Raw genomic sequence first — 23459 nt, forward strand, 5'->3', positions numbered from 1 at the left:
AGAGTCTAGAAGAATACTACAGAAGTATTGCTTTTAGACTTTTATTTTGGATTTTTTTAAAATTTTATATTTTTGAACATGAATAATAGCCTTAAAAGAATCATAAAATAATTCTATTACAGCTAACAAAGGAGGAATTTTAATGGAAAAAGAAAGAGAAGCTGAATTGCATAGTAAGGCTAAAGAAATGATGATAGCTGGAGAAGATTGGAACAAGATTATGGATGAAACTCATTTAAGGTTAAAGGATTTAAAAAGAATACAAAGGGAAGAAATAACACCACATTTCTAAATAACGGGATTTCCCGTTATTTTTATGCTCGTTTTAATTGGAGAGAATAATCAAAATTTAATAAGTATTTAGATATAAACTTATTAAATAATAAACAAATTCACATTATTCAACAACTTCGGAAGGGAATTTAAACTGCAACAAAGGAACTTACATAGGCTGAGAAACTACCATTTAAAGAGAAGGGCAGACTTGAAGTTTCCAAAATGGTGTTTAACTTAGTTTCAAACTGAGTTGGGGAAATTTAAGAGGAGTAATTACATTTAGTAGTTATAAGAAAAACCTTTAAAATAATTTGTAAAAAACTACACCTAATTACTAGTTAAAAGACTTTATAAGGTAAATAATTATAAGATTAATACTTATTGAAAGAGGAGATTGTATGATTAAGTTTATTGGAATAGGAAGTGCATTTAATACAGAATTGGGGAACAATAGTGGATTTATAAAAAAGGAAGGTGCTATGATATTAATAGATTGTGGAGGAACAGTTTTTGAGAGGTTAAGAAAGTTTGAGTTGCTAAAAGACATTTCTAAAATATATATAATTATTACCCATACTCACCCTGACCATATCGGAAGCCTTGGAGATTTAATATTTTATTGCCATTATAAATTGAAGATTAAGCCTGTAATATATTTCCCAGAAAATACCTTGATTCAAAGATTATTTTCTGTTGTAGGAGTAAAGGAAAATATGTATATTATAAAAACTGCGATGAAAAATGGAGAAATGGATAAGGAGTTAGGAGAATTTACTATTGAGTACCTACAAGGAAGCCATACAAAATCTATTCCGGCTTATAGTTTCTATTTAACCTTAAATAAAACTACTATTTATTATAGTGGAGATAGTAACAGAATCTCAAAAGAAGTTATTGAAAAGCTAAAGAAGGGTGAAATTCAAAATGTTTATCAAGATATAACCTCTATTGATTATGCAGATACAGGACATCTATCCTTTAAAAAGCTATGTGAAGTTATTGAGGGCTCCTTAAGGGAGAGAGTTTATTGTATGCACTTGGATGATGGTCTAGACAGTGAAGTTATATTAAATTCGGGATTTAATATTGCACCTTTAATAGCTAGGAAGTAGATATTAAATAGTGCATAAAAATGGAGTTAATTAGATAAATTTCTTATCCATGAAATAATTTACATTTGATCTATTATACTATATTATTATAGTATAAACAATGTCGAATGAGGAGTGAAAACATGGATAATTGTCTAAGGCGTGAGGAATTACACACAAAAACTGGAGAAGAATATAAAGCTCATATTGATTCAATTATATTAGACATCCTTGAAAAAGCTGAAACATTAGTATTTGCTAATGTGGTTAAAAAAGCTGGGATAACTCCCTTTATAATAAATCAATATCCAGAACTTAGAAGTTATATATTAGAGAAAATGAAAACTCTTAAAGAAATATATTCAATAAACAAAAAGATTGATAAGGCTGTTGCTAGTTTACTTAAATCTAATAAAGCAGTAACTTTTCTAGCTATAATTAATAGATGTAAAATCGATTTAGATAATGTATATCATAATGAGTATATAAAAGATAAAATTAGAATAGAAATTGCTAAGCATAGCCAAAAACTAAATGTAGATATTAGGAATAATTAAACAAAATTTGTAAATATACTTTATTTGTAAGTAAAAATGTTATAAAATATTCTAGGAAAAACATTTGGAGGTGTGTATATATGCTTAGAGAGAATGGAAACATTTCAATTCATACAGAAAACATTATGCCGATTATTAAAAAATGGTTGTATTCAGATAAGGATATATTTGTTAGGGAGCTTATCAGCAATGGATCAGATGCAATAAGTAAACTTAAAAGACTAAGTTCCATTGGTGAGGCTAAAATAGAGTCTGAACCTAAGTTCCAAATTACTGTATCCTTAAATAAAGAAAATAACACCATTAAATTTAGTGATAATGGAATAGGAATGACTGCAGAGGAAGTGAAAAAATATATAAATCAAGTAGCTTTTTCTGGAGCAGAAGAATTTATTTCTAAATATAAAGACAAGATGGATGAGGCAAATAATATTATTGGACATTTTGGACTTGGATTTTACTCTGCTTTCATGGTATCTGATAAGGTTGAAATAGATACTTTATCTTTCGTAGAGGGAGCAGAGCCAGTTAAGTGGGTTTGTGAAGGTGGTACTGATTATCAGATAACTTCTTCTGAAAGAAAGGAAAGAGGAACTACTATCACTTTGTTTATAAGTGAAGATAGTAAGGAGTTTTTAGAGGAATATAAATTAAGAGAAATTATAAATAAACATTGTGCTTTTTTACCTGTAGAAATTTTCTTGGAAAATGACAATGAGATAGAAGAGGACAAGGAACATAAGGAAAAAACTCCACTTAATGATGTAAGTCCTTTGTGGTTAAAATCACCTAAGGATTGCACAGATGAGGAATATAAAGGGTTTTATAGAAAAGTTTTTATGGATTTTAACGAACCTTTATTTTGGATCCATTTAAATGTAGACTATCCTTTCAATCTTAAAGGTATACTATATTTTCCAAAACTGAAGCATGAATTTGAAGCAGTAGAAGGGGAAGTTAAGTTATACAATAATCAAGTATTTGTTGCGGATAATATTAAAGAGGTTATACCAGAATTTTTACTGCTTTTAAAGGGGGTAATAGATTGTGAAGATATTCCATTAAATGTATCAAGAAGCTTTTTACAAAAGGATAGCAATGTTACAAAGATTTCAAGGCATATTGTAAATAAAGTTGCAGACAAATTAACTGGGTTATTTAAGAATGAAAGAGAAAAATATAATGAGTTTTGGAAGGATATTAACATATTTATTAAGTATGGTTGCTTGAGAGATGAAAAATTCTATGAAAAGGTAAAAGACGTTATAATCTTTAAAACAATTAAGAGCGAATATGTTACATTAAAGCAATACCTTGAAGCTAATAAGGAAAAACACGAAAATAAAGTTATTTACGTAAGTGATGAGAAACAACAAGCTCAGTATATAAAGTTATTTAAAGAACAAGGGTTAGATGCTATAATTCAATGCTCTAATATAGACAACCATTTTATAAGCTTCCTTGAGGCTCATGAAGAGGGAGTTCAGTTTAATCGTATAGATGCAGACCTAAGCGATACACTAAAATCAGATGTGGAAGAAGTAAATGAGGAATTAACTAAAGAAATAGAGAAAATATTTAAAGAATGTTTAAATAATGATAAGCTAAAATACTCTGTTGAAAGTCTTAAGACAAAGGATGTGCCGGCAATAGTATTACTTTCAGAGCAATCTAGAAGAATGGCTGAAATGAGTGCTATGTTTGGTGGCATGGATATGGGGGCTATGTTCCCTCAGGAAGAAACTTTAGTTATTAATAAAAATAATGATTTAATTAGTAAGCTTATAGAATTAAAAGAAAATGAAGAAAAGAAGGGGTTAGTCGGCTTGATTTGTAACCATGTTTATGATTTGGCTATGATAAGTCATAAGCAACTTGAGGCTGATGCTATGGCTAGCTTTATAAAAAGAAGTAATGAAATTCTTATGAAGTTAGCAAAGTAAGTAAAAAAGTGTAATGTAAGAAGTGTAGAAAAGTGACCCTATAAATCACAAACTCAATAAATGATTTATAGGGTATTTTTATGCTAAATTGAAATATTTAAAATATTTTTTCTAGTGAAACATTTACTAAAGCTATTGACCAATGAGAGATAAAAATGTAAAATAGTAAATGTTCCAAAGATAATAAGTTTAAATTATTAACGGGGTGTAGCGCAGATGGGAGCGCGCGTGGTTTGGGACCATGAGGTCGCAGGTTCAATCCCTGTCACCCCGACCATGTGGTGGACGTAGTTCAGTTGGTAGAGCACCAGATTGTGGCTCTGGTTGTCGTGGGTTCGAATCCCATCGTTCACCCCATATTTTACTTAATTTTTTAAAAGCAGTACAAATCAATAGTTAAAAATTATTATGTAGTTAGAGAAGCTCTTGCTACTTTTTTTATGCCATTAAATATAAGAAATATATTTAATATGAAAGTAAAATATAGAATTTTAACTTAAAGATTTTAATACTTAAAAACTATAAGAACTAGGGTGGATATTTACGAAAAGATATACTATGCTTTATTATGAAACTTTTTCCAGAGTTGGTAGTAAAAATAACTTGCTTTTTAACTTGTTATAAGATATACTTAATAAGTTGTAAGAAATATAGAAATCTTATAGAATAGTTACAAGATATAAACTATTAAGTCAAAGTTATATTAGATATTAGAATTTTAAAATAGAATCCTTTTTATGAAATGATTCATAAATTATGAATATATCCTTCTAATCCCTTACTAATTAATAATTTTGTTCTTCCTATATGCTTGAGTAGAGACAAAAGCATACTGTTTTGTTGTGACAATTTTATAAGGGATAAATAGGAGGTAAGAACATGAAAAAACAAAACATTATAGTAATTGATATAATTACAGAAGATATCATAGACGAATGTTTAGCTGATGCTATTGAGAAGTAGTATTACTTAAATTGAAAGCTGTGAAAAATAAAATCATAAGTACTATAACCTCTTTGCCTATTGATGTTAGAAACTTTCTTTAGGTATAAAGAGGTTATTTTATATTTTAAGGAAGTAAGCTTTGAAGAAGATTAATAATCATTAGATAAAAATATTTCTAAAACCTACTGCATATATTTTAGTGAAAGTAGGTGTAGGAATGAAAAGTTATATAATTAAGAATGGTACAATTGTTACTGCAAGTGATACTTTTAAGGGAGATTTACTCGTTGAACAGGGAATTGTTAAAGAGATAGGAATAGATATAGAGAACAATAGTGCAGAGATTATAAATGCTAAGGGAAAGTATATAATACCGGGAGGAATCGATGTACATACCCATTTTGACTTAGATGTAGGAATAAGTAGAGCTGTGGATGATTTTTACACTGGTTCAATTGCTGCTGCTTGTGGAGGAACTACCACTGTCATTGATCATATGGCTTTTGGACCAAAAGGGTGTAATCTTAAGCACCAAGTAGATGTTTACCACAAACTTGCCAGAGGTAAGTCAGTTATAGATTATAGTTTTCACGGGGTTATTCAACATGTAGATGAAGAAATTTTAAAGGAATTAGAGGAAATTGTAATAAACGGAATACCAAGCTTTAAAATTTATCTTACTTATGGATTTAAAATTAATGATGATGAGGCATTAAGAGTGTTGAGTAAATTAAAAAAAATAGGAGGCATAACTACAGTCCACTGCGAGAACAATGATATTGTTAATTATTTAAGGGGATATTATGAAAACAGGGGATTATTAACACCAGTTTACCACGGAAAAAGCAGGCCTGAAGAGACTGAAGGTGAAGCAGTAAATAGAATGATTAATATTGCTGCATTGGCTGAAGATGCTCCTTTATATATTGTGCATCTATCTACAGCTTTAGGGCTTCAGTACATTAAAAGTGCAAAGGAAAGAGGACAGAAGAATATATATTCCGAAACCTGCCCTCAATATCTAGTTTTAGATGAAGACAAGTACAATCTACCGAATGAGGAAGGGTTAAAATATGTAATGAGTCCTCCACTTAGGAAAAAGCATAATAAGTTAGCTTTATGGAAAGGAATACAAGAAGGTCATATACAAGTTATTGCAACTGATCATTGTCCTTTTAACTTTAATAAAGAAAAGCAAATGGGGAAGGGGAACTTTATAAAGTGCCCTAATGGAGCACCAGGAGTAGAGCCGAGAATGGGGCTTATATATTCTGAGGGAGTATCCAAAAAAAGAATTTCAATAAATAAGTTTGTAGAAATAACTAGTACAAACCCAGCAAAGTTATTTGGATTATATCCTAGAAAGGGAACTATTGCAGTAGGTTGTGATGGAGATTTAGTTATTTTAGATCCACATAAGAAACTTACTATAACTAAGACTATGCTTCATGAAAATGTGGATTACACTCCTTATGAAGGCATAGAGCTAATTGGGTATCCAGAACTTACTATGATTAGAGGTACAATTGTTGCAAAGAATAATGAATTTATTGGACCTAAAGGTTATGGAAATTTTATAAGTAGAAAAAACATTGATTTGCTATAAAGTTTAATAAACCCTTAGATTTGAAAGAAGTATCTTTACTTTTTCAAATTTAAGGGTTTTGTATTATTTATAATTAATATGAAATACTTCATTTTATATTAATTAATTTGACCATTATTCTTCGTTCAATAGTTCAAAAACATAACCTTCAGCCTTAGCTTCTTTTAGAATGTCATCCAAAATTTCTGTGTTAGTTTTTGAAACGGCGTGAATTAGCATTATAGAACCGTTATGCAGACCGCCTAAGATGGTTGCCTTTGCTTTGTCTGGGTTAGGTTGCTTATTTATATCCCAATCATGATATGCAAAGCTCCAAAATACAGTTTTATATCCTAGGTTTTTGGTCATTGCTAAACTTTTTTCAGAGTATTCACCCATAGGTGGTCTAAAGAATTTAGGCATATCTTTTCCGGTAATTCTTTTATACTCTTCTTCTACATCCTTTAGTTCTTTATTAAACTTCTCTTCACTACCAGTTACTGTTGGCATAGAAGGATGGTGATTTGTATGATTAGCTACTATATGCCCTTCATCTACCATTCTTTTAATTAAATCATTATTACCTTTAAGGTACGGCAAGGTAACGAAAAATATAGCTTTAACATCATTTTCCTTTAAAGTATCTAAAATCTTACCAGTATACCCATTTTCATAACCCTCATCAAAAGTTAAATAAAGCACCTTTCTATCAGTATCACCTACATAACAAGCATCATATTTGCCTAGTTCGAAATTTAGCTTATTATTAACTTCTGGAGTCACATGAAGCTTATTAGGTTTGAACCACCAACTAATTTTGCTGTTATTTAAACTATTATAGTCTATTTTATTTGCGGCTGTATCCTTATCCTTGTTAGGCTCCTTAATGTCTTTCTCAGGGTTACTGTTCTTTGAAGAATCATTTTTTACGTCATTATTTTTAGAGTGATCTACTTTAGTGTTTTCAGTGCTCTCATTTGATTTGTTTTTAAAGTTCTCAACATCTTTGTTAGTATCAGTATTCTTGTTTTCCTTAGTGGGTAAACTGGTGGTGAATTCATTATTCTGCGAGAAACTATAAGTGGGGGTAGATACTAATTCTTCAGTTTCGCTTATAGATGGTTTTTTATGAACTTCACTATTTTTATTAAAACTACAGCCAAAGAGAGAAATAGAAGTAGAAATAGTAGAAATAAGACATAAAAATCGTAAAGATTTCTTATTCATGGCAATCCTCCTTAATAAAATTAAATGCTAATAATGTTAAAAGTTTTAATAGCAGAGCATAAATTTATAATTTTAATTAATTTATTTTAATTACTGGTATAACTATTATACGGATAAAATTTATTTTTAGTTTACATAGCTTAGTATAACTAGAAATAATAAAATTATTAATACAATTAACATTACTCATTAATACAAGAATAAAAAAAATATTACAAATTTACTCATTATTCAAACTAAAATCTTGTTGAATTCAGGAATTTAATGTATAATTTAACTGAAGTTGAGAATTAACGAGGGGTATTAACTATGAATTTTTCATCCTTTTATGAAATAATAAGTAAAATAAATGGAGTTAGCCATGTAAAAGTAATACATGATGATGAACTTTTACAAGAAATACATATTCTTGCAAATACAAATAGAGCTCCAAAGCAAATTGTTAGAGATATAGAAACTGCATTATTGGCAGTATGCGATTATAGAATTGACAGAAAGATTATTAGTATTGCACAAATTGATACAGAAGATTACAAAGTAATAAATAGAATTAAATACGAGGGACTTGTTGTAGAAACTAGCGACCATAATATTCAGTGTAAGGTGACCTTAAGTTATGAGGGTGAGGATTTTTGTGGAAGTAAAACTGCAATCAAAACTATCTTAAATAGGCGTAAAGTGGTAGCAGATGCAACAGTGGCAGCAGTGGAGGAAATAATTGGACAACCTTTTGTATTTGATGTTCAAGATGTAATTGTTTCCACAAGTAGAGATGTAAATTATGTATCTGTAATTGTGAACATGGTTATCGGTGAAGGTGAGGAAACTATGGTAGGAGCTGCAATTATTAAAAATGATATAAACGAGGCTATTGCGAAAGCTTCTCTTGATGCAGTAAATAGAAGAATACAAGGTAGAATCAGTTAAAAAGCTAATTCACACCAATTACTTTTTTCTTTTTCCCTTAGCGGAGTCAAATATGGCAGGTTTTAGCGAAGCCCTGTTAATAAGCTAAAAGGGGGAATTTTAAATGAAGAAGTTAATAAAAAGGATTGTACCAGCATTAATGACATTACTTGCACTTGCAATAGCTGGTGGATCTCAAATGACTTGGGTATTCAGAAAGTAATATGTTAAAGTAGTTGGTGTTTATAAATCTTTAGGTTTATAGAGAAGTTTTTTTCTAATTAAACTATAAACCTAAATGATTTTAAAATCGTTGTATTATTCACTATAGGGTAATAATTTGAAATTTAGATTTTAAATTTGGGGGCAAGGTATGAGAGATTTACCAATAGAACAAAGACGTTTTTTTATTTGCATTTACATAATCACATTAGTTTTTTTTGCTTGTTCGCTATTTTTAGGATATATTCCAATTGATTTCAATAACTACAAAGACATTTTATTCTTTGCGGTATTAACAATATTAACTGAATCTTTTACTATAATTTATTTAGAAATATCCTTTAGTACAACATTTGCAATTACTTTAGCATCATACGTGTTGTTTGGTCCATTTAAAGCAATGATAATTGTAATTATAGGTTTTTTATGCCGTATATTAAAATTAGAGGATGGCACCTACAATCATTACTTTAACACTCCATTATATGGAACCCTATTTAATTGTTGTGTGCACACATTGCCAATTTTTATTGGGAATTACTTTTATGTTGCGGTTGGAGGAAGTTTTGATGTTGTAAGAATTTCTCAGAATATCTTTCCACTAATATTATTTAGTATTATATGTTTTTTATTTAGCAATTTTATAATGTCATTCATGTTATCTTTTTATGTAAACAAAAATATTTTATATTGTTATATTAGCAATATAAAATTAGGAATTCTTAATTATATTGCAATGATTCCTTTTGGAATTATTTTAGCTTTAGCATTTGAGTATTATAAATATAAAGGAGTAATTATTATTATATGTCCTATCATATTAGTTAGATATACATTCTCAATGTACATAAATTCTAAGTCCCAATATATTCAAACTGTTGAAGCGTTAATGAATGCAATTGAGGCAAGGGATGAGTATACACAGGGGCACTCCCGTAGGGTTGCTGAGATAGCTACAGAGATTGCAAAAGCGTTAAAATATAATCAGTGGAAATTAGAAAAGTTAGTTGTTGCTGCAATGCTTCATGATGTGGGTAAAATTGGTATAAGCGATAACATCTTAAATAAGCCAGGAAAACTCACTGATGAGGAGTTTGATAAAATTAAAGAACATCCTGAAATAGGCTATAATATTTTATACAAAGTTAAAAATTTAAATTACATATGTCCTATTGTAAGATACCATCATGAAAGATATGATGGTAAAGGGTATCCAAAGGGCAAGAATGGGAAAAAAATAAGTTTAGATACTTATATTGTTCAACTTGCAGATGCTGTTGATGCTATGGGAACAGACAGGCCTTATAGGAGAGGACTTTCAAAAGAACAAATTATAAGTGAATTAGAAAACAATTCGGGAACTCAGTTTCATCCCAAGGTAGCTGAAGTTTATTTAAATATATTAAAAAGTAGAGCCTGATAACTCTACTTATATTTTTACTATTTAATAGAATAATCTAGGGGGAATTACTATGTTCATTTTAGCTCTAATTGCTGGAATTATATTAGGTTATATATCAAAGGGAACCTTGCGAAACCTAGCAAATATTAATTTGAAGGGAACTTACCTAATTATAATTGGGTTTATTATAGAATTTGTTATTATTATGCTAATCCAAAAAAAAGTAATTACTGCTGGAGTAATTACATATATAATGAATGTGATTATGTATATTCTTATACTAGCATTTATTTTTGTAAACAAAAAAAACAAATATATAGTAATAATGGGAGTAGGATTTATGCTAAATGCTATAGCTATATTTGCCAATGGCGGTGTAATGCCGGTTAGTAGTAGTGCCATAGAAACTATTGGATTTTCAACTAATGTCCATACAGAGGGTTTATATAACTTGATTAATTCTAATACAAATTTAAGTTTTTTGGGGGATATTATTCCAATAGATTTTATTGGAAGATTTATTGTTAGTATTGGAGACGTTATAGCAGCTATAGGAATGATACTGTTTATAGTAAAAAGTATGAAAAACACTATATAAGTTTATTCACATAAAAACATACTCTTCAGGAAATTGGAATGAATTACCTGAAGAGTATGTTTTTTTATTTTTGTTTAAAATGTAGCTTTAAATTTTTAATCTAAATAAAACAAATGATTTTCCTATGTGTCAATTTACAAATTAAATAAACTTACGGAAAGGTTTTTTATTTGGCGTGTATTTTATAGCAGAAATTTGCGAAAAATATAAAATAATAAGCTGTAATTAGGGTTATGCTATAGATAAAGGGAAGCAAAATTTTTATTTTTAGAGAATAAGTTATAATTCTATTTGCACGATTATTAGAAAAAAATTTATGCAAGGAGGTATTTTCATGAGGTTAAAGTCAGTGGTTTTATCGTCTATTCTTGTAGGAACCTTGCTTGTGGGATGTGGAACTAAGCCGGGTGAGGAAAATTTAACACAACAAGAGAAAAATACTCAACAGCAGCAAAATTCTGAGCAACAAAATGCACAACCAGATGTGGTTGCATCACCTTCCATAGTAAGTGATGAGGATTCTTTGCATAGAGCAACTAGTAAAGATGGAAGCTGGATTATTATATTAAAAAGAGACTTTGAGGCAAAAAGGGAAATAGTTTTGGAAGGAGAATTTACAAAAAAGGACACCAAGGATCCTTCTAAACAAGTTCCGGCAGGACGTAAGATAGCATTATACGATCAAGATCAAAATAGAAACAAAACTGCTTCTTATACTTTAACAGCACCTAAGTTAATTGTTAGAAGTGAGGATGCAAGAATACAGGGGGGAACTTTTGTAGGCGATGTTTATGTAGAAAGTAAGGGCTTTTCTATAGTAGATGCTAAAGTGCAAGGGAATGTGTACTTTGCTAGTGAAGAGTTAAAAGCTACTTTTAAGCTAGAAAGCAATGGTTCTGTTATTGGTGTCACAGAAGTGAAAAAGTAGGTATATATTATCACCCGTTTAATAAAGGTTATTGCAATATGATGAAAGTTATGTTGTGATAGCTTTTTTTTATTAGCAATAAATTTAAGGTTGAAAGGAGTTAAAGTGATCCTGTACAATGGAGAATTTATTACATAAAGATTGTGATAACCACAGTTTAATAATAATTTAAACTTGTTACAAGTCAATACTAGGAGAGTTAGTTTGAATAATATAACTTAAGATAAAAAAAGAAATATTTTGAAAAATATGATTTTCAACATTGATATTTTACCTTCATATTAATTATACTATTAATATAGTATAAATTTATTTCTTATTTTAATGTAATATAGTGAAAGATAAGAGTAGAAATTTCACTATACTAGACATTGATTTACAACAGGTTAGGGGGCAGCAGATGGGGAAAAAAATTATAATTGACTTTATTAAAAATCATAAGATTTCTTATGTTATTGGTATTGGATTTATGTTTCTAACTGCATATATTCAATCTCTATTCCCAACAGTACTAGGTGAGGCTATTGATGTATTAAAAAATAATGGCTTTAGCTTTAATGAAGTAAAGCTAAAGGTAATGTACATGCTATTCATTGCGATTGGTGCTTTTCTAACAACCTATGCTTGGAGAAATTTTATAGTAGCAAATGCAAGGAGTCTTGAATGTCATCTGAGAGAAAAGTTGTATGATCATCTCCAAATATTATCACAAGAGTTTTACAATAAAAGAAAAACTGGAGATTTAATTGCCTATGCCATTAATGATATTTCCGCAGTAAGAATGACATTTGGCCCTGCAACAGCCATGACTATAAATGGTATAGTTATATGCGCTATTTCTATTTACTTGATGTGTATTACTATAAATTGGAGGCTTACTTTAATTACCTTGTTACCCATACCCTTCATAGTGATTTTTATGATGAACATTGGGAAGCTTGTTCAGAAAAGATTTAAAATAGTACAAGAAAACTTTGCAGCTATTTCTGATAGGGTACAAGAAAATATAAATGGAATTAGAATAATAAAGGCCTATGTTCAAGAAGAATATGAAAGCAAAAATTTTGAAAAGTTAAATATTGAGATGATGGATTCTAATCTAAAAATGATTAGAGTTTCTGCGTTGCTTTCACCTTTCATCGAAATTGCCTTTAGTATCAGCTTTGCTACTAACTTAATTGTCGGTGGAAACATGGTACTAGCAGGAAGTATGTCTCTTGGGGACTTTATTGCATTTAATGGATACTTAACTATGATTATGAAGCCGATTAATTCTATTGGACGAGTTATAACCATATTTCAAAGAGGTGTGGCTTCGCTTAAAAGACTTAATGAGGTCTTCGATGTGGAACCGGAAATAAAAGATGGGAAACCTGGTATAGATAAACCGCTTAAAGGTGAGATAGAATTCAGGGACTTAAGTTTTTCCTACCCAAATTCAAAGGAAAATTCCATTGAAAAAATAGGACTCAAAATTCCTCAAGGAAGCACCGTGGGGATTTTAGGTAAGACTGGTTCTGGAAAAACCACATTGGTAAATTTACTATTAAAACTTTACAATGTAGAGGATAAAAAATTATTTATTGACGGCATAGATATAAACGAGTATTCTCTTAAGGCACTAAGAGAAGGCGTTGGGTATGTGCCTCAAGATAATTTTCTATTTTCAGCATCTATAAAAGATAATATAAAATTTTTCAAAGATACCTATAAAGATATCGAAGTTGAGGAAGCAGCAAAGATTAGTTCCATATATGAGAGTATTGTAACTTTTCCAAAGGGCTTTGATACCATATTAGGAGAGCGAGGAGTAAATCTATCTGGTGGGCAAAAGCAAAGGATTTCCATTGCTAGAGCTGTAATAAAAAATCCATCCATACTGATTCTCGATGACTCTCTTTCTGCTGTAGATACAGTAACTGAGTCAAGAATACTAAAAAATTTAAAAAAATTTAGGAAAGATAAGACTACCCTAATAATCGCGCATAGAATATCAGCAATAAAAGATGCGGATTTTATTATAGTTCTTAAAAATGGAAAAATATATGAACAAGGACATCATAATGAACTTATAAAGAGGGGAGGAATATATTATGAAACCTATATGGAACAATATAAAGACTCTAGATCATAATTCGAATAGTAAAATTTACAAAATCCATAGCTTGAAAAGGCTTTTGACATTGACTATCCCTCACTTTAAAAAAATAGGATTAGCAGCTTTATGTGTACTGCTTGTAAATGCAGCTGAACTTATAAAACCTTATATATTAAAGTTGGTTATTGATGATTTTTTAATAAATAAGGCGCCTCAATCTATGTTTTACTCAATTACTTCCATGGGAATTTTGTATTTTCTTATCGTTGCTTTAGGGGGAATGTTTTCATTTTCCCAAGTAAACTTTATAAATAGTGCAGCCCAGGAAATTATGAAAGACCTAAGAACTAGAGTATTTAATACAATTCAGCTACTACCATTATCATATCTTGACAAAACCTCATCAGGAAGACTGATTACAAGAGCAACAAATGATGTTGCGGCTTTAAGTGAAATGTATACTGATGTAATTATTAATTTGTTTAAAGATGTGTTTTTATTAATTGGTATTGTATATGCAATGGTAATGCTAGATATTAAATTAGCTTTAATTTCAATTTCTTTGGTACCTATAATGTTTTTGTTTGTTTTCCTACTAAAAAATAAAATTAAAAATAATTTTTCTAAGATGAAAAGTTTAATTGGAAGAATAAATGGCTTTATGGCTGAAAATATATCAGGAATGAAAATTATTCAAATATTTAGAGGGGAAAAAGAAAAAAAACAGGAATTTTTAAAGTTAAATGGTGAGTATTTTAAGAGTACTTTATTTCAAGTAAGAATGAATAGTATATTAAGACCTGCTTCAGATGTGTTTCAAAGTATTTCTGTGGCAATTTTAATTTGGTATGCTATGGGAAAAATATATAATCAAACCTTGGAAATTGGAGTGCTTTACGCTTTTACAACCTATATTAAACAATTTTTTAATCCAATATCAGATTTAGCAGATAACTACACCACTATACAATCAGCATTGGTATCTGCAGATAGAATTTTTGAATTACTAGATGAGGAAGATACCCTTGAAAATTTAGATCTAGGGAGGCCCATGGAATATATAAATGGAGATATAGAGTTTAGAAATGTTTGGTTTTCTTACAATGAGACGGATTGGATATTAAAAGATGTTAGTTTTACTATAAAAAGGGGTGAAACCGTTGCCTTTGTAGGTGAAACAGGAGCAGGAAAAACTACTATAATAAGTCTCATAAGTGGATTTTATCCTATTCAAAGAGGGGAAATATTAATAGATGGGATAAATATAAATGAAATAAAAAAGAAGGACTTGAGAAGGAATGTTTCAGTAGTGCTGCAAGATGTATTTTTATTTTCAGGTGACATAGCAAAGAATATATCATTAAATGATAATATTGATATTGAGGTTATAAATGAATCTCTAGAAATAACCTGTGCTTTAGAATTTGTAAACAATCTACCACAAGGTATATATTCTCCAGTTATGGAGAGAGGTAGCACTTTTTCAGCTGGGGAAAAGCAATTACTATCCTTTGCTAGAGCTTTAGCTCATAAACCCTCTATATTTATTTTAGATGAAGCTACAGCAAATATTGATACCCATACGGAAAAGTTAATTCAGCAAGTTATTGAAAAGGTATCAAAACACAGAACTACTTTAATCATTGCACATAGACTTTCTACTATTAGGAATGCAGATAAAATTATAGTTTTAAGTCATGGTGAAATTGTAGAAATAGGAAATCATAATGAATTAATAAAAGGCAAGGGGCACTATAAAAGCATGATTGAAGGAAATAGCTTTAAGGAAGTTATATAGTAAAGGGGGATACAAGTAAATAAAGTTTTCTACTAAATAGTTTAATAATAAAGGTGTAAACTTTAATGCTGTAGTCAGATTTAGAGAAGAAATTAAAAAATGTGTAAAAATACAAAAAATTAAAAGCCATCACTAATGAAGGCTTTTGATTTTTTAAAATTATTGGAGCAGGTGAAGGGAATCGAACCCTCGCCATTAGCTTGGGAAGCTAATGTACTACCATTATACTACACCTGCATGAATTGTTGTGATTAAGTTAACGGTAGCTTGGCCACAATTTAATTATAGCATGTATCCATAAAATGTAAAGCTATTTCTATTAGCTATAAGAAAAATTAATTTGTAAACTTTAATTAGGTTATTATCTAAGGCAGAAGGTTTCTTGGAAGAAAAGTTCAAATAAAAATAAACATTATTAATAGTAAAAGAATTAAAATTGCAACAATAACATAAAATAAAAGCAGTGAAAGTTATAGGTTGATTTTAAATTTGAATTACTTTAAATAGTATTTCGTGAAAAATGAAATAAAAAATTATTTAATAAAATACTAAAGAGGTGAAATAAAGTGGAAGAAAATAGTAGTGTGAAAATTATTCCCTTAGGAGGGCTTGGAGAAATAGGAAAGAATATAACAGCCTTTGAGTATAAAGATGAAATCATCGTCATTGACTGTGGCATATCCTTTCCAGAAGAAGAGATGTATGGAGTTGATTTAGTTATTCCGGACATCACTTATTTGCTAAATAATAAAGATAAGGTTAAAGCTATTTTTATCACCCATGGTCATGAGGATCATATTGGTTCTTTGCCTTATATTTTGAAACAACTTAATGTTCCAGTGTATGGCACTAGATTAACATTAGGAATAATTGAAAACAAGCTTAAGGAACATAATATACTACAAGAATGTAAGCTTAATGGAGTAGAAGCAGGACAGATAGTTAAATTACAAAATTTGAATGTGGAATTTATAAGAAATACTCATAGTATAGCAGATTCTTGCTCTATTGCAATTCATACACCAGTAGGAATCATATTACATACTGGAGATTTTAAGATAGATTATACACCAATTGATGGAAAAGTTATGGATTTAGAGCGAATATCAGCTCTTGGAAGAAAAGGCGTACTTCTTCTAATGGCTGATAGTACTAACGTACAACGTCAAGGACACACAATATCTGAAAGGTCCATAGGAGAAACTTTAAATAGAGTTATTTCTGGAGCAAGAGGAAGAGTTATAGTGGCTACCTTTGCTTCAAATATCCATAGAATGCAGCAAATAATAAATGCTTCAATGCAATATGGTAGGAAAGTAGCTTTTAGTGGTAGAAGTATGGAGAATATATCCCAAGTAGCTATGGAACTTGGATATCTCCATATACCTGAAGGTCAAGTTATAAAAGCTGAGGAGATATATGATTATCCCAATGAAAAAGTTACTATAATTACAACTGGAAGTCAGGGAGAGCCTATGGCTGCACTAGCGAGAATAGCTTTTTCTACCCATAGAAAGATTAAGTTAGAACCAAATGACCTATTTATTATTTCAGCATCACCAATTCCAGGAAATGAAAAACTCATTTCAAGAGTAATTAACGAGTTATTTAGAAAAGGTGCAGATGTAATTTATGAAGATTTAGAAGAAGTTCACGTTTCAGGGCATGCTTATCAAGAAGAGTTAAAACTAATTCACACTTTAGTGCATCCGAAGTTCTTTATGCCTGTTCATGGAGAGTACAGACATTTGAAACATCATACCGAGCTTGCAGTAAAATTGGGAATGAATAGAGAAAATATCTTTGCTTTAGAGACCGGGGATGTATTAGAAGTATCAGAAAATGAAGCAAAGGTAACTGGAAAGGTAAAAACCGGATCTGTATTTGTAGATGGCATTGGAGTTGGAGATGTAGGCACTGTAGTTCTAAGAGATAGAAAACACTTAGCTCAAGATGGAATGGTTACAGTGGTTGCAACTATAGAAAAAGAATCCTTTAGTCTTATTGCTGGGCCGGATATAATCACAAGAGGTTTTGTATACGCTAAGGAGTCAGAAGAACTAATTAATGAAATAAAAGAAATAGCAAGAATAGAGCTTGAAAGCTGCTTAGATAGAAAGATTATTGAATGGTATGTATTAAAAGCTAATATGAAGTCAGCTATTGAAAAGTATTTATTTGAGAAAACTAAGAGAAGGCCAACTATACTTCCAATTATCATGGAAATTTAAAAAAGGTATCTTAGTTAGTAGAGTAGATATGATTTTAGTAAGTGTGAAAGCTGGTATATTAGATTATAGGCATTGAAAAAAACTAAGATTAATTTTTTTATGCCTAAAATATAGATAACTATAGTGCTTTAAGGTTAAAGTGCTATAGTTATTTATTATAAATATTATTTTTTATATAAAATAATAATGGAATCACATAAAATCTTAAAGTTATTGGTGAAAATAACCATCATATGTCTTGCAAATCAAAATTTTTAATGAAATCAACAAATGCGTTAACTACATTTAAATTTAAAACCTCTTTTTCGTAAAACAACCAAGTTTTTCTTATTATAGGAGTTCCGTTTTTATTAAATAAATTAATTATGTGTAGATCATTTAAATTATTTACCACAAGCCTAGGCATAATTCCATAACCTAGGTCATTGATGACCATTTCCTTACAAGTTTCAAGTTGATCAACATTCATACTTACTAGTGGACCGATAGTAAAGTTGTCAGTCCACCAATTGTCAATTAATGACTTTAATAAATGATCCGTTTGATAATCTATTCTAGGAAGGTTAGGAAGATTTTCTAACTCAATGTTATTTTTTGAAACAACACATATATTTTCCTCGAACAATAGGTGTTTCTCGCATTTCCATCTATAATCTCCTCGAACAAACCCAAGATGAATATCTTTATTAGCCAACATATTTACTATATCGCTACTCCAATCTGTAATTATTTTAAACTCAACTTTAGGATATTTAGTTTTAAAAAGCTTTAATAAAGCGGGAAGCTTGTGTTTCATCATAAAACGAGATACTCCTAGTTTCAGTGTTCCTACCACATCATTATCCATATTCCAAAGGGTTTCTTTTGCTTTTTCTATTTTTTGCAATATCTCGTTAGCACATTGATATAAGTATTCTCCTTGAGGGGTAAAGCATACACCTCTTCTTCCTCTTGTTACAATATTTACACCAAACTCTTTTTCCATTTGCTTTAACCTATTGGTCAGTGCTGGTTGAGAGATATATAAAGTTTCAGCGGCTTTAGTTATATTTTTTTTGTCATATAAAACTTTAAGAATAAGCCAGTCTCTATTGTCCATTTCCTTCCTCCAATTTAGATATAATATTTTTTTATGGTTATTTATAATAAAATATTATTTTATTTATTTCTAATAATATACTAAACTTAATATAAAGTGGTCAAGAACTAAGGTTATTTAGTTCATCAGTAGCATAGGATTTTTTTATAAACTTATTATGCTAAAAATTAGGATTGAAGTGTTGTATGATATTCATAAGACATTAATAAGCCACTATTATATTAGGTGATTACTTCATTCTAGATAAGGGACTAAAATGAATTTATCTATTTTTGGTATATAGGTCAGAATTGAAGAACAGTAATGATTTTATTTATTAGAAAAGGAGTTTAGTTATGGAAAAGATAGTATATACGTTAGTTATTGCAGCTGTTGGTGGTTATATGGGAATTAAGCTAAAGATACCTGCAGGAGCATTGATTGGAGCAATGGTATTTGTAGCTGTCTACAATATAAAAACCTCACAAGGCTATATACCAAGAGACTTTAAGTTAGTAGCACAGATTGTTGTTGGGGGAATGCTAGGATTAAACTTTAATATGGAAGCAATATTAGCATTGAAAAAATTAATATTGCCCTCCATTGTATTAGTAATTGGATTAACTATATTTAGTTTATTATTAGGAATTTTAATACATAAAATTACGGGTTTAGATTTAGTAACTGCATTATTTAGTAGTTCCCCAGGAGGACTTACTGATATGTCACTATTGTCTGAAGCATATGGAGCTCAGACACATATAGTAGCATTGATGCATCTAATACGTCTTACCACAGTAATAACTATTTTCCCAATAATAATAAAGTTTTTAAAAGAACATTTTTTATTCTAAAATCAATAAAACACAGTGTATTGAACATGAGATTAAAGAAATGTTTTTATTTAGATTTATAATTGATATTTAATGCTTGAAGCATACTTGCTTCATTCTAAAAACAGTAAGGAGTTGTTTGAGAAATATATTTACAATAAGTGAAATAAAATTATAAGAAGCTACTGCTTACTTTGAGAAAGTAAGCAGTAGCTCTAAATTGAAAATTGATATCCAATTCCCCAAATAGTTTTAATATACTTAGGTTTGCTGGGATTATCTTCGATTTTATTTCTTAAATATTTCATGTAAACCATAATGCTATTATAGTCTACATCATTATTATTCCATATATTCTCATAAAGTTCTTCTTTGGTAAATACTTGATTGGGATTTTCCATAAAGAATTTTATAAGCTTAATTTCTTTTGAAGATAATTTTATTTCTAAATCATTTTTATAAAATTTATAACCATTTAAATCAAATCTAAAAGGTCCATGAACTAAACTCATAGCGAAAGTATTTTTGTTTAAGATTTCTTCACGTCTTTTCAGTTGGGATTTTACTTGAGCACCAAGTACAGAGGGGCTGAAAGGTTTTGTGATATAACTATCCGCTCCAATGTTTAATCCTCGAATAATATCTTCATCTTCTCTTTTTCCACTGAGAAATATGATTGGTAATTGTAAGTTGGAATTTCTAATAGTTTGAGCAACTTCATAACCGGAAATTCCATCCATCAATATATCTAATATAATTAAGTCAAAGTCAGTATTAGCTACCATTTCAAGCCCTTCCTCGCCGCTTTCTGCTTGATAAACTAACATACCCTCCAGAGTAAGAGTTCTATAGATTAGTTTTCTAATAGCTTCTTCATCTTCTACAATAAGAATTTTTGCTTTTCCCATATTTCCTCCATAATGCTAATAACTCACACAAGGTAAGTATTTAAAGTTTTTAGATTTAAAATTATATAAAGAATTTAACATAATTATAATAAATACTATGTAAGAAAATCAATATTATTTTATAGACAAGAGATTATTAATCCTAAAGCATAGTTGTGAATTAAATTGCAGTTTGATATATTGGTTTTAAACTTATTATTTACTCTAGGTTGCATTTAATACTTGAGTATAAATTATTAATACAATTAATTATCCTTATAATTAAAATGTATATAAGCAATGCATAATATAAATGACTAATTCTTTGGAGGTACTATTTGTGATTAAAATGCTAAAAGGAAAACATTTAACAAGAAAAAAGAAAATAAAACTATTGGTTGGAATTATACTAGTAATTATTCTAAGTGCACTGACTTATTTTACATATAGGCAATACGAGAAGACAATTGTATTCCAACAACAACAAAATATGCTTGGGATTTCCAGGTCTATATCACGTAGTATAGAGTTATTTATCAATGACATTAAAGATAGTATGAAAATTATTACCTTAGATACTGAAATTATTGGGAAAGCCTCTCTTATAGAAAAGGAAAGTTATAGTGTAAAACTGAAGGCCTTTTATGAAGCGCAGAAAGAATCTATTGATGGAGTTTATATTTTTGATAAAGATGGAAAAATGGTTAATAAATACCCAGAGGATCCAAAGACTATAAAAAATCATGTTCAAGCAAATGTTGATTATGTTATTTCTAGTAAGAAAGCCTACATTGCTAATCCTTATTTAGACGAAGAAAAAAATGAGTTTATGCTGTATATTTATGAGCCGATTTTCAGTGAAAATCACTTTAAAGGGGTATTATCTGTGAGCATAAGCCTAGATGCTATTTATAATAAATTGATTCGACCTGTAAAAATTGGAGAAAAGGGTTACGCATTGGTTAAGGATCAATATGGAATAATAATAATGCATAATGTAAAAGAACAAGTTGGTATGGATGTTATAGAAACAAGAAAACATTTACATCCAGAATTAGATTTTAAAGAATTAGAAGAACTCATTGATGCGCAACTTGCTGGAGAAGAAGGGACAGATATTTATCATTCCTATTGGTGGGCAGAAAGTTCATTAAAAAAAGTGAAGAAACTTAACGCATATACCCCTGTGAGATTAGGTGATTATTTTTGGGTGGTAGCATTAACTATGTCCTATGATGAAGTACAAGAACCTATTAATAGATTTTTAGGTCAGATTATAATAATTGCTATTTTAATAACTATTATCATATCAATATTTATAACTATTCTCATTAAAATGAAAAAAAATAAAGAAGAACTAGAAAAGGAAACAAAGTATCTAAAGATGCTAAATGAAGCTTCAGAAAGACTTAGGGAGAAGGAGGCAGAAATATATCATTCAAATAAGCTTAAAATGGTAGGAACCTTTGCAGGAGGAATAGCACATGATATCAATAATTTATTGACACCAATATTAGGTTATTCAGAACTTTTACTCATGAGGTTACCTAAGGATAGCGAATATTATGAGGATGTGGAAGAAATATTAAAGGCTTCTGAGAAGGGTAAAGATTTAATTGAACAGATTTTAGTGTTTAGCAGAAATGATAAAAATATAACTAAAGTAGAACAAATTAATATAAACCAGGTTACTAAAGAAACTGTAAAGCTTATTAAAACAGTTATCCCTAAGAATATAATAATTAAAGAGAATATACAAGAAAATTGTGGTTACGTAGATGCAAATTTCACTCATATACATCAAGTTATATTTAATTTATGCACTAATGCATATCAAGCAATAAAACACATGGATGGAATATTGGAAATATCATTGAGAAGAGTGGAGGGTACAAGTATAAAAGAGGTAAGAAAGGATTCGTTTTATGCAGAGTTAGTAATTAAAGATAACGGCTGTGGAATGGACGAAGAGACTCAACAACGAATATTTGAACCTTTTTTCACAACAAAATCTGTTGGTGAAGGTACGGGGTTGGGATTATTCGTTGTGAAAAATATTATAGATAAATACGGAGGCATAATAACAGTTGAAAGTGAATTAGGAAAAGGAAGTTTATTCAAAGTATATCTACCTCTAACTTATGCAGGGCAAGAATATCAGGAGCTCAAAGAAGAGGAGTCTTATGTAGGAAAAAAGATTTTAATTGTTGATGATAATGAGAAGGTAATTAAGGTGTTGAAAAAAGGTTTAGAACATCTTGGATACTGTGTAGTTTCAGAAACAGACTCTACAAAAGCTTTAGAAATAATCAAATATAATTATAAAAATATAGATTTAGTTATCACTGATTACATGATGCCAAACATTAATGGAAGTGAGTTGGCATATAAAATTAAGGAGATAGAAAAAAATATCCCTATAGTACTTGTCAGCGGATATATGGATGAAAATCAAATGGATATAGGTAAAGATGTAAAAGTAGATGCTTATATGTCTAAACCTATAGAAATTAGTAAACTATCAAAGATAATAAAAAAACTATTGGTTAACCAATAAACAGTATTATTATAGCTTACAAAGAATTAAAAGTTTCTGAGAGATTTGATATGATGAAAAGTATCAAATCTCATATTTTTCCATTGGAAAAAATAATTTTAAGAACATTTAAATTTATTATTAAGAATACTTTTAAGCTTATGAGTTGAAGAAGATTGGTCTCGGAAAAAAATGGCAAAAATTATTTTAAGATTATTTTAAGATTACTTTAATATTACTTTAAGAATTGAAAAAAAATTACAAAAATTGAAGGAAAATAACAAAAAACTTGTTGAATTTAAAAAAATAAGTATATAT

17 protein-coding genes and 3 tRNA genes are annotated in these 23459 nt (G+C 29.4%); 16 read left to right on the top strand and 4 right to left on the bottom strand.

The genetic code is table 11. The features are described 5' to 3' along the window. Positions 1 to 142: 142 nt before the first annotated feature. The 7 genes from C661_RS24080 to hydA all read left to right on the top strand — a co-directional run bounded on the left by C661_RS24080 (position 143) and on the right by hydA (position 6418). The gene (locus tag C661_RS24080) at positions 143 to 292 is read left to right on the top strand and encodes a hypothetical protein (RefSeq protein WP_017416964.1); all 150 of its coding nucleotides are present in this window, start codon (positions 143 to 145) and stop codon (positions 290 to 292) included. Between the two features lie 382 nt (positions 293 to 674). Next, positions 675 to 1388 carry an MBL fold metallo-hydrolase gene (locus C661_RS0119200; RefSeq protein ID WP_017416965.1) on the top strand — a complete coding sequence of 238 codons (714 nt, stop codon included), beginning with the start codon at positions 675 to 677 and terminating at the stop codon, positions 1386 to 1388. Between the two features lie 122 nt (positions 1389 to 1510). Beyond that, a complete protein-coding gene (locus tag C661_RS0119205) occupies positions 1511 to 1924 on the top strand; it encodes a hypothetical protein (RefSeq protein ID WP_017416966.1) in 414 nt (137 codons plus the stop codon). A gap of 80 nt (positions 1925 to 2004) precedes the next feature. Beyond that, the gene (gene htpG, locus C661_RS0119210; RefSeq protein ID WP_017416967.1) at positions 2005 to 3867 is read left to right on the top strand and encodes a molecular chaperone HtpG; all 1863 of its coding nucleotides are present in this window, start codon (positions 2005 to 2007) and stop codon (positions 3865 to 3867) included. A gap of 201 nt (positions 3868 to 4068) precedes the next feature. Further along, positions 4069 to 4144, top strand: a tRNA-Pro gene (locus C661_RS0119215). Positions 4145 to 4148: 4 nt separating this feature from the next. After that, positions 4149 to 4224, top strand: a tRNA-His gene (locus C661_RS0119220). 805 nt (positions 4225 to 5029) lie between these two features. After that, positions 5030 to 6418: a dihydropyrimidinase gene (gene hydA / locus C661_RS0119230; RefSeq protein ID WP_017416968.1), complete on the top strand. Its 1389-nt coding sequence runs from the start codon at positions 5030 to 5032 to the stop codon at positions 6416 to 6418. Positions 6419 to 6532: 114 nt separating this feature from the next. On the opposite strand, the gene pdaA is transcribed toward hydA, so the two are convergent. Next, positions 6533 to 7624: a delta-lactam-biosynthetic de-N-acetylase gene (pdaA, locus tag C661_RS0119235; RefSeq protein WP_017416969.1), complete on the bottom strand. Its 1092-nt coding sequence runs from the start codon at positions 7622 to 7624 to the stop codon at positions 6533 to 6535. A 309-nt stretch (positions 7625 to 7933) separates the two neighbouring features. Here pdaA and C661_RS0119240 point away from each other — a divergent pair, with 309 nt between their 5' ends. The 6 genes from C661_RS0119240 to C661_RS0119270 all read left to right on the top strand — a co-directional run bounded on the left by C661_RS0119240 (position 7934) and on the right by C661_RS0119270 (position 15576). Next, the gene (locus C661_RS0119240; protein WP_017416970.1) at positions 7934 to 8551 is read left to right on the top strand and encodes a hypothetical protein; all 618 of its coding nucleotides are present in this window, start codon (positions 7934 to 7936) and stop codon (positions 8549 to 8551) included. Between the two features lie 352 nt (positions 8552 to 8903). Next, positions 8904 to 10172, top strand: a complete 1269-nt coding sequence (locus C661_RS0119250; protein ID WP_017416972.1) for an HD-GYP domain-containing protein — start codon at positions 8904 to 8906, stop codon at positions 10170 to 10172. A 52-nt stretch (positions 10173 to 10224) separates the two neighbouring features. Then, positions 10225 to 10752 (top strand): DUF5317 family protein, encoded by a 528-nt coding sequence (locus C661_RS0119255; protein ID WP_017416973.1) that lies wholly within the window; start codon positions 10225 to 10227, stop codon positions 10750 to 10752. A 334-nt stretch (positions 10753 to 11086) separates the two neighbouring features. Continuing rightward, the gene (locus C661_RS0119260) at positions 11087 to 11680 is read left to right on the top strand and encodes a hypothetical protein (protein WP_017416974.1); all 594 of its coding nucleotides are present in this window, start codon (positions 11087 to 11089) and stop codon (positions 11678 to 11680) included. 400 nt (positions 11681 to 12080) lie between these two features. Further along, a complete protein-coding gene (locus tag C661_RS0119265; protein WP_017416975.1) occupies positions 12081 to 13814 on the top strand; it encodes an ABC transporter ATP-binding protein in 1734 nt (577 codons plus the stop codon). After that, entirely contained in the window at positions 13774 to 15576 is a 1803-nt protein-coding gene (locus C661_RS0119270) for an ABC transporter ATP-binding protein (protein WP_017416976.1), read from the top strand. Before C661_RS0119265 ends, C661_RS0119270 begins: the two co-directional genes overlap by 41 nt. A 163-nt stretch (positions 15577 to 15739) precedes the next feature. Here C661_RS0119270 and C661_RS0119275 read toward each other — a convergent pair. Beyond that, positions 15740 to 15813 (bottom strand) — tRNA-Gly (locus C661_RS0119275). Between the two features lie 329 nt (positions 15814 to 16142). On the opposite strand from C661_RS0119275, the gene C661_RS0119280 reads away from it, so the two are divergent. Then, positions 16143 to 17807 carry a ribonuclease J gene (locus C661_RS0119280; protein ID WP_017416977.1) on the top strand — a complete coding sequence of 555 codons (1665 nt, stop codon included), beginning with the start codon at positions 16143 to 16145 and terminating at the stop codon, positions 17805 to 17807. 229 nt (positions 17808 to 18036) lie between these two features. Here the strand turns inward: C661_RS0119280 and C661_RS0119285 are convergent, their stop codons facing one another. Then, positions 18037 to 18906, bottom strand: coding sequence for a LysR family transcriptional regulator (locus C661_RS0119285; RefSeq protein WP_017416978.1), 870 nt, complete (start codon positions 18904 to 18906; stop codon positions 18037 to 18039). A gap of 335 nt (positions 18907 to 19241) precedes the next feature. On the opposite strand from C661_RS0119285, the gene C661_RS0119290 reads away from it, so the two are divergent. Beyond that, positions 19242 to 19739 carry an AbrB family transcriptional regulator gene (locus C661_RS0119290; protein ID WP_017416979.1) on the top strand — a complete coding sequence of 166 codons (498 nt, stop codon included), beginning with the start codon at positions 19242 to 19244 and terminating at the stop codon, positions 19737 to 19739. Positions 19740 to 19933: 194 nt separating this feature from the next. Here C661_RS0119290 and C661_RS0119295 read toward each other — a convergent pair whose 3' ends face one another. Further along, positions 19934 to 20626, bottom strand: a complete 693-nt coding sequence (locus C661_RS0119295; RefSeq protein ID WP_017416980.1) for a response regulator transcription factor — start codon at positions 20624 to 20626, stop codon at positions 19934 to 19936. 328 nt (positions 20627 to 20954) lie between these two features. On the opposite strand from C661_RS0119295, the gene C661_RS0119300 reads away from it, so the two are divergent. After that, positions 20955 to 23162 (top strand): sensor histidine kinase, encoded by a 2208-nt coding sequence (locus tag C661_RS0119300; RefSeq protein ID WP_242826016.1) that lies wholly within the window; start codon positions 20955 to 20957, stop codon positions 23160 to 23162. The last annotated feature ends 297 nt before the right edge of the window (positions 23163 to 23459 follow it).

This window comes from Clostridium tunisiense TJ (genome assembly GCF_000300195.1).
Classification (GTDB): Bacteria; Bacillota; Clostridia; order Clostridiales; family Clostridiaceae; genus Clostridium_J; species Clostridium_J tunisiense.

Bases quoted from the DNA above. Each gene is read 5' to 3' on its own strand.
- C661_RS24080 (WP_017416964.1), top strand. From the start codon at position 143: ATGGAAAAAGAAAGAGAAGCTGAATTGCATAGTAAGGCTAAAGAAATG.
- C661_RS0119200 (WP_017416965.1), top strand. From the start codon at position 675: ATGATTAAGTTTATTGGAATAGGAAGTGCATTTAATACAGAATTGGGG.
- C661_RS0119205 (WP_017416966.1), top strand. From the start codon at position 1,511: ATGGATAATTGTCTAAGGCGTGAGGAATTACACACAAAAACTGGAGAA.
- htpG (WP_017416967.1), top strand. From the start codon at position 2,005: ATGCTTAGAGAGAATGGAAACATTTCAATTCATACAGAAAACATTATG.
- hydA (WP_017416968.1), top strand. From the start codon at position 5,030: ATGAAAAGTTATATAATTAAGAATGGTACAATTGTTACTGCAAGTGAT.
- pdaA (WP_017416969.1), bottom strand. From the start codon at position 7,624: ATGAATAAGAAATCTTTACGATTTTTATGTCTTATTTCTACTATTTCT.
- C661_RS0119240 (WP_017416970.1), top strand. From the start codon at position 7,934: ATGAATTTTTCATCCTTTTATGAAATAATAAGTAAAATAAATGGAGTT.
- C661_RS0119250 (WP_017416972.1), top strand. From the start codon at position 8,904: ATGAGAGATTTACCAATAGAACAAAGACGTTTTTTTATTTGCATTTAC.
- C661_RS0119255 (WP_017416973.1), top strand. From the start codon at position 10,225: ATGTTCATTTTAGCTCTAATTGCTGGAATTATATTAGGTTATATATCA.
- C661_RS0119260 (WP_017416974.1), top strand. From the start codon at position 11,087: ATGAGGTTAAAGTCAGTGGTTTTATCGTCTATTCTTGTAGGAACCTTG.
- C661_RS0119265 (WP_017416975.1), top strand. From the start codon at position 12,081: ATGGGGAAAAAAATTATAATTGACTTTATTAAAAATCATAAGATTTCT.
- C661_RS0119270 (WP_017416976.1), top strand. From the start codon at position 13,774: ATGAAACCTATATGGAACAATATAAAGACTCTAGATCATAATTCGAAT.
- C661_RS0119285 (WP_017416978.1), bottom strand. From the start codon at position 18,906: ATGGACAATAGAGACTGGCTTATTCTTAAAGTTTTATATGACAAAAAA.
- C661_RS0119290 (WP_017416979.1), top strand. From the start codon at position 19,242: ATGGAAAAGATAGTATATACGTTAGTTATTGCAGCTGTTGGTGGTTAT.
- C661_RS0119295 (WP_017416980.1), bottom strand. From the start codon at position 20,626: ATGGGAAAAGCAAAAATTCTTATTGTAGAAGATGAAGAAGCTATTAGA.
- C661_RS0119300 (WP_242826016.1), top strand. From the start codon at position 20,955: ATGCTAAAAGGAAAACATTTAACAAGAAAAAAGAAAATAAAACTATTG.